Source organism: Bacillus sp. FSL K6-0042, assembly GCF_038006685.1.
GTDB lineage: Bacteria > Bacillota > Bacilli > Bacillales > Bacillaceae_G > Bacillus_A > Bacillus_A pseudomycoides.
Genome location: NZ_JBBOVS010000001.1, coordinates 1941520 through 1954202, shown reverse-complemented (window position 1 = coordinate 1954202; position 12683 = coordinate 1941520). Strand labels below are relative to the sequence as shown.

13 protein-coding genes are annotated in these 12683 nt (G+C 35.9%); 6 read left to right on the top strand and 7 right to left on the bottom strand.

The genetic code is table 11. The features are described from left to right. The first annotated feature begins 553 nt into the window (after window positions 1-553). Complete coding sequence (locus MHH45_RS10150) at window positions 554-1603, top strand: CgeB family protein (protein WP_088094182.1); 1050 nt, start codon at window positions 554-556, stop codon at window positions 1601-1603. A 145-nt stretch (window positions 1604-1748) separates the two neighbouring features. Here the strand turns inward: MHH45_RS10150 and MHH45_RS10145 are convergent, their stop codons facing one another. Further along, window positions 1749-2321 (bottom strand): hypothetical protein, encoded by a 573-nt coding sequence (locus MHH45_RS10145; RefSeq protein WP_088094183.1) that lies wholly within the window; start codon window positions 2319-2321, stop codon window positions 1749-1751. Window positions 2322-2868: 547 nt separating this feature from the next. Between MHH45_RS10145 and MHH45_RS10140 the strand changes: the two genes are divergently transcribed. Beyond that, window positions 2869-3603, top strand: coding sequence for a CotO family spore coat protein (locus MHH45_RS10140; RefSeq protein WP_088094184.1), 735 nt, complete (start codon window positions 2869-2871; stop codon window positions 3601-3603). A gap of 63 nt (window positions 3604-3666) precedes the next feature. On the opposite strand, the gene MHH45_RS10135 is transcribed toward MHH45_RS10140, so the two are convergent. Beyond that, window positions 3667-4317: a CotY/CotZ family spore coat protein gene (locus tag MHH45_RS10135; RefSeq protein WP_088094185.1), complete on the bottom strand. Its 651-nt coding sequence runs from the start codon at window positions 4315-4317 to the stop codon at window positions 3667-3669. Window positions 4318-4444: 127 nt separating this feature from the next. On the opposite strand from MHH45_RS10135, the gene MHH45_RS10130 reads away from it, so the two are divergent. Both MHH45_RS10130 and MHH45_RS10125 read left to right on the top strand, forming a co-directional pair. Next, window positions 4445-4804, top strand: a complete 360-nt coding sequence (locus MHH45_RS10130; protein ID WP_088094186.1) for a DUF1360 domain-containing protein — start codon at window positions 4445-4447, stop codon at window positions 4802-4804. 62 nt (window positions 4805-4866) lie between these two features. Then, window positions 4867-5073, top strand: a complete 207-nt coding sequence (locus MHH45_RS10125) for a cytochrome C oxidase subunit III (protein WP_140386064.1) — start codon at window positions 4867-4869, stop codon at window positions 5071-5073. A gap of 281 nt (window positions 5074-5354) precedes the next feature. Here the strand turns inward: MHH45_RS10125 and MHH45_RS10120 are convergent, their stop codons facing one another. The 5 genes from MHH45_RS10120 to MHH45_RS10100 form a co-directional block, all read right to left on the bottom strand. Further along, window positions 5355-5822, bottom strand: a complete 468-nt coding sequence (locus MHH45_RS10120) for a CotY/CotZ family spore coat protein (RefSeq protein ID WP_088094188.1) — start codon at window positions 5820-5822, stop codon at window positions 5355-5357. A 170-nt stretch (window positions 5823-5992) separates the two neighbouring features. Then, entirely contained in the window at window positions 5993-8056 is a 2064-nt protein-coding gene (locus MHH45_RS10115) for an ATP-dependent helicase (protein ID WP_088094189.1), read from the bottom strand. A 100-nt stretch (window positions 8057-8156) separates the two neighbouring features. Next, complete coding sequence (locus tag MHH45_RS10110; RefSeq protein WP_088094190.1) at window positions 8157-8579, bottom strand: GNAT family N-acetyltransferase; 423 nt, start codon at window positions 8577-8579, stop codon at window positions 8157-8159. A gap of 1 nt (window position 8580) precedes the next feature. Then, entirely contained in the window at window positions 8581-9099 is a 519-nt protein-coding gene (locus MHH45_RS10105) for a YjcG family protein (protein ID WP_088094191.1), read from the bottom strand. A gap of 92 nt (window positions 9100-9191) precedes the next feature. Continuing rightward, on the bottom strand, window positions 9192-9923 hold the full coding sequence (locus MHH45_RS10100; RefSeq protein WP_088094192.1) for an alpha/beta hydrolase: 732 nt from the start codon (window positions 9921-9923) through the stop codon (window positions 9192-9194). Between the two features lie 471 nt (window positions 9924-10394). On the opposite strand from MHH45_RS10100, the gene MHH45_RS10095 reads away from it, so the two are divergent. Next, a complete protein-coding gene (locus tag MHH45_RS10095; protein WP_016113819.1) occupies window positions 10395-11306 on the top strand; it encodes a DMT family transporter in 912 nt (303 codons plus the stop codon). 433 nt (window positions 11307-11739) lie between these two features. Continuing rightward, window positions 11740-12321 carry a DUF4256 domain-containing protein gene (locus tag MHH45_RS10090; protein WP_016113820.1) on the top strand — a complete coding sequence of 194 codons (582 nt, stop codon included), beginning with the start codon at window positions 11740-11742 and terminating at the stop codon, window positions 12319-12321. Window positions 12322-12683: the final 362 nt, after the last annotated feature.

The following is a 12683-nucleotide window of genomic DNA, read 5'->3' as shown; positions in this document are numbered from 1 at the left end:
TTATAATCATATTTTAATAATTAGATTAATTTTGTTATAAAATTTGTGATTTAAGTAAGGAATAAAATATCCTCATAAACATGTTTTTATATTGTTTAATTTTCATAATAAGATTTTATTCTTGTTTGAATGTATAAAGGGATAGTTGATTTTTACTAATACTAGGTTGAAAGATTAATTTTGTAATTTTCTGAATAATGAAGACTGAGAATATGCAATGGATTAATCATTACTTTCAAGGAATCTTTCAATTTATCCCGCTACTTTGGAGCAATCAAATCTCCACTGATGGAAGCTTCACTTATATAGTAAATAATAATTTTAGTTCTACGACAAACGTTCATCGAATACAATGACATAGGTTAGGATAATTAGGAGCAGTTAGTCCAAAGAATTATGTTCGTTATAACGGTTTAAATAAATTAGTGTAATAATAAATAAAAAATGAAATTTGTAGTAAGATCACTAAAGTAATGAAATGTACTCTGTTAAGTTTCATGTGAAAGCTAATTTTATAACTTTGATGTGCTGGGGAAGGAGTGTATAGAAATATATGAAAGATGCCAATGAATACCAATATTTTTCCGGAGATTCTTCTGGAAATGTTCCTAATCTCCCCTCGCAGGATAAATTCAAAAATCTCATCATCATATTCGTATCCTCTGAATACGATGTACCATATTGGCCATTAGAGCAGGGAATTATTGATAGCCTAAAAAAGGTGGTTCGAGAACTACATGTAGTATCACCAAAGCAAGATTTACTGCGAGTTTCCCAAAAAGTAAAACCAGATCTTGTCCTTGTCTTTAGCGGATTCAAGTTACCTTACTACCAGGTCGAAATGCTAAAGAGTATTGGTATAAAAACAGCTGTATGGATGACGGATGATCCATATGTGATAGACCAAAGTAAAAAAATTGCTCCTTATTATGATTTTGTTTTTACACAAGAAATCAATTGTATTTCTTTTTATAAATCGATAGGTTGTCAAAATGTTTATCATTTACCGCTTGCTGCAGATCCTAACGTATTTTATCCGAAAGATGTTGATGAAAAATATAAAACAGATATTTTGTTTATCGGGGTTGCATTTTCAAATCGTGTAAAAATTTTTGATGAAATTGCTGGCTATTTGGCAAGTAAAAATACACTGATTTCTGGTGTCGGTTGGAAAAGTTTAAAGAATTATCATTTACTACAGCAAAGAATCAATGCCAATCATTGGTTATCTCCTGAAGAGACAGCGAATTACTACAATGGAGCGAAAGTTGTGCTTAACCTACATCGTTCACATGATGACCTGACTATTAATAAAAATAGTGAAAAGATAGAAGCTTTATCTCTTAATCCAAGAACATTCGAAATATCTGCTTGCGGAGTTTTTCAACTAACTGATATTCGTCCGGATTTAAGTGAATTTTATAAACCTGGCTATGATATTGACACATATCATACACCTAAGGAACTCATAGAAAAGATAGAATATTATCTAGAAAATGAACAAGAAAGAAAAATGATAGCGTCAAGAGCTCTAAATAGAGTCCAAAATGAACATACTTTTTCACATAGAATCTTAGAATTGCTTGGCATAGTTTTTTCTTGAAAAAGCGTTGAATGGAGAATGATAGTATATAGGATTAGTATAGAGAGGCATTATAGGTGAGAACGTTTATGTAGTCTTCAAATGTTATATTGGGAGATGAAAAAGAAAGCAATGTATAGAAAATCCTCTATACATTGCTTTTTCATTAAATAGCGGACTCAATTGTTAATACTGCAGTCGTAATAGTAAGCAAGTCTGGCGAATTGCCAGGAGTAACAATGCCAAAAAGCTGAATTCCGATTTCAGTTCCCGCAGCTAAAAAGACAGGTGCAGGTGGTCGCTGAGCGAATGGGACTTCAACTGTTTTAGGGTTACCCATGAGGCTAAGGACCGCTGTAGCTTGAGAGCCAGGAATAGCGATTCCGCCGGCAGTCAGTTGAGTTGATGCAGCGTCAAGATTTCCTCCTCTAGAAAAAGCTTTAAATTGGTAAAATAAGTTATAGAATCCGCTTGTTAGAATTACAAGTTTACCGGTACCGGCGTTAAAACCAATACCATTTCCAATACTAGCTGCATCTAGTGGAATATCCACAACTGATCCAGTAGTAACAATTCTCTCTAGGTCAGTATTTAAAGCTGCGGTTCTAGCTAAAAACCCAGCAACACAAGGAGGACAAAGATTAGTTGGAAAAGGAACAGAGATAGTGCCAGGGGTAGGACATGAAACAGCTTTCTTAAAATGGGAACCATGATGATGTGATCCACAACAATCAAACATATTTTCACCTTCTTTTCTTATTTAGTACATTATATTTAATGCAAACAGGAGTAGATTTGAAATGGACAAATTCCTATTTTTTATGATAAGGGCGTCCGATCTCCTATAGTTCATCCCGAAAATTCAGCTTAATTTGAGACAGGACATTTGAGCAGATATTAAAAGATAAAGTTATGAAAAACTTGAGGATGTATAGATATATCGTTATCTATTTCATATATAAGCACATTTTCTTTATACAATATTGAATTTGATTATGACTGTTTTTTCTCATGGCAAGGCTGCCGGATATGTAAAGAATAATAAAAGCAGAATCTTTAAAGCAGTAGTTGTTTAATGATAGCGATGTAGTCCAATGCTTTAAGATTTATAATCTCAGAACTCATGATAGGTGAAGGGAATAAGGGAAGCTGATAATCAATTCATATTGTATCAGATGATAAGATACATGAAATCGCATGTCTGCATATAAAAAATAAAGCAAATTTCCGTATCACGTGAATATACATCTAACAGTGGGAGTTTGTAAGAATAGGAGGGAAGTGACTTGAAACGGAAGCAGAGCAAGGATAAAGATAAGCAATCGATAATATATATTGCACAACCTACATTTAATGAGGGTAATTTGAACATGCAAAAGACGTTTGTTATAAAGCCGGAAAAAAAAGTAGAATTTGTATCGGAGGAGGAAAAGGAAATAACTATCGAAGGAGAGGCTATAATAGCAGAAGCTGAAGTCATTGAAGAAGTAAAGGCAGAGGAGGAATTTACAAAAGAGCTGCAAGCTGAAGATGAACAACCTGAAGTAAGGGGAATGGCTGCAAAAAAGAATGAAGTAGTTGAAGAGGAAAAGGAAATAACTATCGAAGGAGAGGGAATAAATACCAGAGAAGAAGAGGCTGTAATAGCAGAAGCTGAAGTCATTGAAGAAGTAAAGGCGGAGGGGGAATTTACAAAAGAGCTACAAGCTGAAGGTGAACAACCTGAAACAAGGGGAATGGCTGCAAAAAAGAATGAAGTAGTTGAAGAGGGTCTATCTAAAGGAGTGCAGAAAAGAAAGCCCTTCAAAGATATGAATAATGAAGAAAAACTTAATTTTTTAATACACCGGCCTAAATATATTCCGAAAGTAAAATGTCAAATCATAACATTAGAGGAGAAGTTGAATGGATATGTACTTTCTTATGAAAAAGGATATGTAGCAATCAAAATGATGGAGAAAACAAAAGAAATTAAAGTTAAATTCGAAGATATCGTTCACATTAAAATGATGGGTTTATAGGAATAAATATAGAAAGGTGACAGATACTCTGTCACCTCATAGTTTTTTAGTTTTACAATAAAATTACACTCTTCCAATGAAAGTGTCACGCAAACATTGAATTGCACAGAAACATTGCAAGTCAACTGTAATACAGAAGTTAGTAGATGCTAGACCGAAGAATTCTGTAGTAAGTCTAGGCGAGACTCCTGAACCTCCTCCAGTGTCTCTGAAAGTGATACCATTTTGATATTTACAAATTAAGGTTCTTGCGATTGCTTGGAAATCGGCTTGTGTTGATGGGTGGTTTGTAGTTGGCAAGAACAGTGAAAGCTCTCTTATAAGATCATCTAAGGCACCAGAGCTAAGGTTTGAAACATCTGGTACTAGTACTCTAAGAACTGCACAGCAATCACAATCTACGTCTTCCACTCGTAAAAACGGAGAAGGAACTGGGATAGGCAGCTCAAAAGCATCGGATGTCATAGATCCCGGATTAATAATGTTAAAGCAGCTTGCTGGTAGGAAAATTCCACCTTTTTTATCAAACAGTACGAAAGGTCGAGTATTAGCTAGTGGAGAAGTACCGCCACAGTTTGCGCCTAGAATTGGATTCTCGCAACCAGTTGGGCAGAAATTATCATGTTGTACGTCTTGTAGTTCGTTAATAAAATTCACGACGTCACATACACAATTAGTATCGTGACTATGCTTTTTGTCATCTTTGCAACTCATTATATACACTCCTTATCATTAAGTTTTGATTTACATTAATAGAATATTGAAGTGGGATTGAATCGGTTACTCCTCTTACAGAGTTTTTTTTATATGGGTAGAAGTAATGAAAAGGCAGGAGAGGGAAATGTTATTTACAAGTTGGCTTATGTTTTTTATTTTTGCATGTGCGGCTTTCCGGTTAACGAGGCTTATTGTCTATGATAAAATCACAGCATTTTTACGGGCGCCTTTTATTGAAGAGGTACAAATCACAGAACCTGATGGTAATATTTCCACCTATATGAAGATAAAAGGAACGGGATTGAGAAAATGGATAGGGGAATTGTTAAGCTGTTATTGGTGTACAGGGGTATGGGCGAGCGCCTTTTTATTGTTAGGTCATAATTGGATTCCAAAAATAATGGAACCAATTATATTATTATTAACAGTTGCAGGAGTTGCGGCGATTATTGAGACAATTGTTAGTCGATTGGTGGAAGAATAAGGAATAAGAGAACGAAACATAGGGATTGTTCATATAGTAAATCGAGCGTAAAAATAGAGGAGATGTATGCGATGGCAAATTATCAGCAACCTAATCCGTATCATAACCTTCAATATTGGCATCAAATGCAGCAACATATGAAGAATCAACAAGCACAACAGCAACTGCAGCAACAACAGTTATTAGAGCAACAAGGATATGTGAAAAAGAAAAATTGTAACTGTGGCGGTAAGAAAAAGAACATTTCTGATCAGCAAAACCAAGGTTGAAAAAACACTCATGTTACTGTGAGTGTTTTTTGTATACAAATATTTGCAGGGAAGAAGATGAAGCTATAATGGCTTCGGATGGTTAGAGTGATTTCTTTTATCGTTATGGGGTATATGAGAAATGTACTAGCAAGTTGTATTTTGTCCTAACATACGATGTGATTGGAAGAGGAGAGGTGAGGAAAAGGCAACTAATTATATTCAAAATCATTCTTCAGTTGCACATAATTGTACCCATTTTGAAGATATATTGAGAAACGATTGCTAATAATCATCGGAATTCAGCAGTTTCCAACAAACGTATCACGCAAACATTGAATACCACAAAAACAAGTTAAATCAACAGTGATACAAGACGGTGTTGCATGTAATTCAGCATGAGGGATAGTTAAGTAAGTACACACAGGATTTGGACTAGTGTCAGGTTTTTTGCCTACAACAACGATTAACGCTCGAAGTACGGCAAAGCAATCTTCATCTACACTTTCTACACGGAAAATAGGTGAAAGGCAATATTTATTTGTAGAAGGAACATATATTTCGAATGGGTTTCCTGACTTTGTGAATAAAATAAATGGACGTGTGTTTGCTGCTTTTGCGACATAGTGCCGACCGAGGAATGGGGCATTATATTGTGATGAATAAGCAGTGGGTACACATTCTTGTAATTCATATATGAATTTGACGACATTACATACACAGCTTTCATCAAAGTATGTATCGTGCCCGTTGTTGCAATTGCGACTCATATTGTTCACTCCTTATTTCTCAAGTTCACACTATTAGAATATGAGTCAAGACGAGTCGATATTACGGGAGACAAAGCTGATTTCTGTTAAGGCAATTGATATTTTCTTATGAATAACAACAATTAGGGTGTTGTTATTCATAAGAAAATAGAAAAAGCCAGCACCACATGTTAAGGCGCTGATTTTTTCGGTAAATCTTTTCGAGCAATATATAAAAATCTCGATACATCTAATTTTTTCCCTCTAAAAAATTGCGGAGAGGAAATGTATAGTTCTTCTTTTGCGCGCGTGATGGCGACATACATGAGCCTTCTTTCTTCTTCTAACGCCTCAGAAGTATCAGTTACACGGTCATTCGCATCTTTTAAAGAAGACGAATGAGGCAGTATGCCGTCGCTTGCTCCAAGTAAAAAGACACATGGAAATTCCAGTCCTTTTGCATTGTGAATAGACATAAGGGACACAGCATCTTTTTGTTGCATTGTTTTTAATGCTTCCATTTCTTTTTGGCTTTGAATCGCCGTGCTTACAAATTCTAAATAGGAAGGGATATCGGTAAATCGAGTAGCCGATTCCATTAATTCTTCGAGCATTTCTTCTTGTATGTCTTTATGCATCGTAAAGGAAGAACGGTCATTGCTTTGTAAGTACTCTAAGTATTTGCCTTTACCTTTAATAATTTCTTTTAGTGCCTTCTTTGGTTCTAATTCTTTTATGAATTTAATGAAGTCAATCCGGTCGTTTATTTTTTTGACTTGAAATGGTTTTAAACTCGGGTTTAGCAATAGAAAATGAAGAAGGGAAGGGAATCTTCCTTCACCGTATTTCCATTGTTCACGTTCAATAAATGAGATGCATTCATCACGGCCAATATACATCGTTGGTAATATACTTGAGAGCGATTCGATTCGAAACGGTTCATATGCGAGACGTAGATGATCGAGTACTGGCTTAATTAAAGAATGCTCATAGAACGATTGGATTGCACCGTGTTTGATAAACGGGACTTTATGAATCGTCAGTTGATCGAGTAAAGAACGGCTGACAGAATGTGTACGATACAATAAGCAAAAGTCTTTGTATTCTCGTTCGCCGCTCGCTACTTTATCTTGAATGAGTTGCAGAATTTGATTTGCCTCATCAAGAGTAGTTGCAGGGCGTGCATAAAATGGCTGTATACCTTCTTCATGAACAGAATATAATTCTTTTTTAAAGCGTTCTTGATTCAGTTTAATGACTTCGTTTCCAAGTCCAACGATAAATGGATTAGAACGATAATTTGTATTTAACGCAATAATGGTTGTATCATCAAATTCTTTTGGAAAGGATAAAATAATTTGATGGCTTGCACCGCGCCAGCCATATATCGCTTGATCGTCATCTCCCGCGATAAATAAATTATTTCGCGGCGAAGCTAACAGTTTTACAATCTCATATTGCGCATACGACGTATCTTGAAATTCATCGACTTCAATGTAATGGAATCTATTTTGTAATTGTGTTAATAAAGGTGCGTTATTTTCAAGCATATAGAATGTTTCTAGTAAGATATCATCAAAGTCTATATATCCGTATCTTTGTTTTACATCTTCATAGCGTTCATATACTTCACGGAATTCTTGTTCAACGGGTGTTTTTGCTTGTACATCTTTTGGACGATTTAATTTGTTTTTTTCGAGTGAAATCATTGCGAGCATCGTTTCAGCGTCATAATCATCTTTTAAGCGCAATTCTTTCAAAATTTTCTTTATCATAATTTGTTTATGTTTTTCATTTGCTAAAATCTGCTGGTTGTATCCTTGGCTACGAAGTAATTTTAAAAAGACGGAATGGAATGTACCTGCGACAACATAGCGGCTTGCAGCATGATTCATACCAGGTAAGTTTGCCACGCGGCTTCGTATTTCTTCAGCAGCTTTTTGTGTAAACGTAAGCAGTAAAATGTTGCGTGGGTGGACATTTTTTACATTGATTAAATAGCCAACGCGCGTTGTTAAAACAGATGTTTTCCCGCTTCCAGCTCCGGCTAGTGTAAGAACAGGACCTTCTGTCGTTCGCACAGCTTCTAATTGTTTTTCATTTAAATACACACCTTGCTGTTCTAGGGCGCGAAAATAAGCCGCATCGTTATCTTTCTCTACAATTAAATTGGCAGAAGTTTTTGGAATATGATATGTTGCTTGCGGAACGTTAGCGTGTGTTAATGATTTTTGTGAAAATTTTTCTTGAGTCATATATTCACCTTCAAAACTATAGCATCAACTTTTAACTTTAGCGGAAGAAAAAGAAAATAGCAATGTAAAAAACAGGAGGGGGTACCTCCTGTTTAGAAAATCATAATTCTTTTATCATCACAACATGTGGTATATCAGCCTCTATAAATACATCAGAAACAGTTTGATATCCGAGTTTCTTATAAAAGGATTCCGCCTGCGTTTGAGCATGAAGCTTCAATTTTGGTAGCGACTCCTCTTTGGCATACGCCTCGAGTGAGTCCATAATGATTTTTCCGACTCCCTTTTTGCGATGGGAAGCGAGAACGCATATCCGTTCCATTTTCCCGAAGCCTTGGGCGATGCGAAAGCGACCTGCCCCAACTGGAATATCCTCATCATATATAACGATGTGTTTAGAAGTTTCTTCAAATTCATCGTATTCTTCTTCGGCAGACACATGTTGTTCTTCGACAAATACTTGTTTACGTACAGAGAATGCGTCTCTTAGTTGTTCGTCTGTTTGTACGATTTGTGCTTGCAACTTAGCTATTCCCCTTTCCAAGGTGGAATGTTTCGTGAACTGTCCATGTTTCATTGTCTAATTGGTATAGAAGGTGGAAACGGTCGATTGGTTGCTCGTAATAAAAGTCTTTCATACGTAAGCGACCTAATACATCAGCATGCTCTGCATCTGATAAGTGTTGTCCAATTGTTAAGTGTGGTACAAAAGCGTACTCGCGTTCTTGTGTGAAGAATCCTTTATGCATTTCTTCGTTTAAGAATGTGAGTTCAGGTGTTTTTTCTACTTTAAAATAAATAACATTATTAACAGGTGCAAATGAGCTTACCTTTCCAACATGAAGGGTAAACGGATTTGTTTTGTTTGCAATTGCATGTAGTTCTTGTACAATCGCTTCTAATTGTTCATCTGGTGCCTCAAAGGGTGTTTTTAATGTGATATGTGGTGGAACCAATGCATAATGCGGATCGTAACGCTTACGCAATCCGTTTGCTTTATCTTGAATCATTTTTGATGGAAAAATTACAATGCCTAGTTTCATCTTTATATTCCTCCCTTTGTAAGTCTAGTTAGATTTCGAGAAAATAAATCTCTTTTTCTATTATATCAAATAATTCTGAACACTGCTTCCTATTATTTCATTGATAGAATATAAGAAAATGCTTTTGGTAAATCATTTTGCCAATATTTCCATGTATGATTTCCTTCGAATTCTTCGTAATGTGTGATGAAGTTTCTTTCTGTAAGTAATGCATGCAGCTCGCGATTTGGCTCTACAAAATCAGAAACTTGTCCATCCGTTCTTTTTACAGCGGTTTCTTCCGTCCCAATTACATGATAAATTTCTAATGCCTGCGTTTCTTTAAAATCTTTTGCAAGGCTAAGTACTGTTTCATCGACAAACGGGGATTGCATAACGACTTTACCGAATGTATGCGGATACATAAGTGCTGTCATAACGGACACTGTACCGCCAAGGGAATCACCGATTAATACACGTCCTTTTCCCATTTGATAGGTTGGATAATTTTCATCAATATATGGAACGAGTTCGTGAGCAAGAAAGCGAATATATGCTGCATTCTTTACATCGTTTGGAAAGTATGTTTCTTTACGATCATGTACATTTTTATATGGAATACCGACAATAATTGTTCGGTCAATTTCTTCATTTTCACGAAGACGTTCAATTACGCGGTGCGCTTTACCAAGCTGAAAATAATCTCTGCCATCTTGTGCAATGACAACGGTGTGCTTGTGCAGCGGCGTATAATTAACTGGTAAATAGACAAGAAGCGTAACGTCTTCTTGAAGTGATGTACTGTAAAATGAAAGTTCTTCTATTCTCCCTGTTGCTTGATTCATATATGATCCCCCTAAATAAAAATATGCTGTAGTTGCCCTGTGAGGGTAGCGCAGGTAGTGAAGATGTAAGGATGCATCTACTACTGTGCTTCTCATTTTCTATTTTACCATAATGGTAAGAAGAATCTAAAAAATTAGTATTTATATGATAAAAGAAAAATTGATATAAAAGCTTTCTTTTTAGATGGGAGAGAGGGTCCGCCGATACATAGAAGCGGTCAGTTCTTTTTTTAGCCCCATGCCAAGTTAAAACAAAGGGGGAAAATGAGAGCAGCGCCTCTTTTTTCTTCATAGTCGTGATTTATATGTGAAAACCTAAAAAAAGGAGTTCTCCATCAAAAGCCAGATTGGCGAGGACTTTTGATGGAGAACCCTCCCACTGATTAAAGTTTCACTTTATATGTTGAAAGATTAAATTGGGTTTATATATAATGAAGTGGGGATTTTTACAGAGAGAGGGGTAAAATAACTTTGAAACAAGAAAAATCAATTGCACTACCGTTAGCAGTTTCCATTATAGCTATTTCATTTGCAGCTGTTTTCGTTAAGATGTCCTCAGCACCATTTTCAATTTTAAGCATGTATCGGTTATGGATTATTGTAATCTTTATGCTTCCGATTGTTTGGAAAAAGCGTGAAGAATTTCGCGGAATTCAAAAGCGAGACTGGTATTTCTTAATAGGATCAGGCTTCTTTTTAGCACTGCATTTTCTTTTATGGTTTGCATCTTTGAAATTTACAACTGTTGCCAGCTCAACCATTATTTTAGCGCTCCAGCCAATCGTATCGCTAGTTGGAGGTTTTTTTCTGTTTAAAGAAAGAACGACTTATTCAGCGATTGCTACAATGGGGATTGCTATCCTTGGTGTAATGTGCATTGGATGGGGCGATTTAGGGTTAAGCAGAGAAGCGATATTCGGGGATATTTTATCCTTTTTAAGTGTAATTGCAGTTGTTGGTTATTTATTTATTGGGCAAACAACAGTAAAAAAAGTTTCGCACTGGATTTATAGTTTTACCGTGTTTGCATTTGCCGGGATATTCATCGCTATTTATAACGTAGTAATGAATGTGCCTTTTACAGGATATTCTACATGGGACTGGTGGATTTTCATTTTGCTTGCGATTGTACCAACTGCTTCACATATGATTAATAACTGGTTATTAAATTATGTGAATGCGACAACAATTTCAATGAGTATTTTAGGAGAACCTGTTGGGGCATCAATTCTAGCATTCTTCTTACTAGGTGAGAAGCTGAATAGTATGCAAGTTATTGGTAGCGTTCTCGTATTATGTGGTGTGTTTATTTTCTTGTTGCAACAGCAAAAACGTGTGCAGAAGGAACCAGTACAAAGTGCAGCATTTACGCAAGAGCTGTAGTGTGTTTATAGATAATTAGTAGGCTGTTAGGGGCAATCCTAGCAGCTTTTTTCTACATAAATTGAAAAAATGATATAAAAACCTTTCTTTTTGGGTGGAAGAGAGGATCCGGCCTTGTATAGAAGCGGTCAGTTCCTTTTTTAGCCTCATGCCAAGTGGAATCAAAGAGAGAAAACGAGTGAAGATCTCCTTTTTGTTGAGTAACAATAAAATTGTTTACTTACAAATAAAATCGTTACATTTACAATAAAGATGTTTAAAGACGTCAGTCATGTTATGCCATTAAAGGGCCAGATTGTGGAGAAATGGATTTACTAAATCATATAATTTATTGTAAACTGAATCCACACAATTATTTAAACGATTTATTATAAAACAAATATTTATATATACTTAAACCATTATGAGTAAAAACAATAAGGGGGGAACTAACATGACGAAGAGAAGTAAAATCAACAATGAAAAGGAGTTGTTACTAGAACAACGTGAAGAATTACTCAGAGCATTGAAAGCCCGTTTTGAGAAAAACATGAACCGCCATAAAGGTCTTGAATGGGCTAAAGTCCAAGCAAAGCTGGATGCTAATACTGAAAAACTGTGGTCGCTCAATGAAATGGAAAGAACTGGCGGTGAACCGGATGTTGTTGGTCATGATAAAGAGAAGGGCGAATACATTTTTTATGATTGTTCAGCGGAAAGTCCTAAAGGTCGCAGAAGTGTTTGTTATGATCGTGAAGGGCTAGAGTCAAGAAAAAAACATAAACCAGAAAATAACGCTATTGATATGGCAACTGCCATGGGCGTTGAACTATTAACGGAAGAACAATATCGGGCGTTGCAAAAACTTGAAAATTTCGATATGAAAACGTCGAGTTGGGTGCAAACACCCTCTGATATTAGAGAACTCGGCGGTGCCCTTTTTTGCGATTGTCGCTTCGGGCACGTCTTTGTGTATCACAATGGAGCAGAATCCTATTATGCCGCCAGGGGTTTTCGTGGTTCGCTAAGGGTTTAAATTTTGCACAGATAGCTAAATTTGAATTTGAGAACGGATCACCTAGGGAAAAGTTTTAATTTCATTCTTCAACTATCGGGCGCTATCCTTGAAAAAGGGTAGTGCTCTTTTGCGTAAAAGGGCCAGATTGTTGAATAACTCTTTATAAGGAAAATGGAGATTGTGAAGAACTGTACTTATGCCAGCGGGCAGGTTAGTTTATTAAGAACGTGATATCTCATATTAATATAAGATATTTTAGGGAAAATAAACAGATTAAATTGAAAAAAGTTGATTTTAACCATATCCATTGTGGGCTAAAAGGCATATGAGCTACTTTCGATTGGATGAACCGAGGCATCAGTTTACCACTGTATGGTAAG

What these genes read in the sequence shown, in the direction of transcription:
- MHH45_RS10150 (WP_088094182.1), top strand. Translation starts at nt 554, where the DNA reads ATGAAAGATGCCAATGAATACCAATATTTTTCCGGAGATTCTTCTGGA.
- MHH45_RS10145 (WP_088094183.1), bottom strand. Translation starts at nt 2,321, where the DNA reads ATGTTTGATTGTTGTGGATCACATCATCATGGTTCCCATTTTAAGAAA.
- MHH45_RS10135 (WP_088094185.1), bottom strand. Translation starts at nt 4,317, where the DNA reads ATGAGTTGCAAAGATGACAAAAAGCATAGTCACGATACTAATTGTGTA.
- MHH45_RS10130 (WP_088094186.1), top strand. Translation starts at nt 4,445, where the DNA reads ATGTTATTTACAAGTTGGCTTATGTTTTTTATTTTTGCATGTGCGGCT.
- MHH45_RS10125 (WP_140386064.1), top strand. Translation starts at nt 4,867, where the DNA reads ATGTATGCGATGGCAAATTATCAGCAACCTAATCCGTATCATAACCTT.
- MHH45_RS10120 (WP_088094188.1), bottom strand. Translation starts at nt 5,822, where the DNA reads ATGAGTCGCAATTGCAACAACGGGCACGATACATACTTTGATGAAAGC.
- MHH45_RS10115 (WP_088094189.1), bottom strand. Translation starts at nt 8,056, where the DNA reads ATGACTCAAGAAAAATTTTCACAAAAATCATTAACACACGCTAACGTT.
- MHH45_RS10105 (WP_088094191.1), bottom strand. Translation starts at nt 9,099, where the DNA reads ATGAAACTAGGCATTGTAATTTTTCCATCAAAAATGATTCAAGATAAA.
- MHH45_RS10100 (WP_088094192.1), bottom strand. Translation starts at nt 9,923, where the DNA reads ATGAATCAAGCAACAGGGAGAATAGAAGAACTTTCATTTTACAGTACA.
- MHH45_RS10090 (WP_016113820.1), top strand. Translation starts at nt 11,740, where the DNA reads ATGACGAAGAGAAGTAAAATCAACAATGAAAAGGAGTTGTTACTAGAA.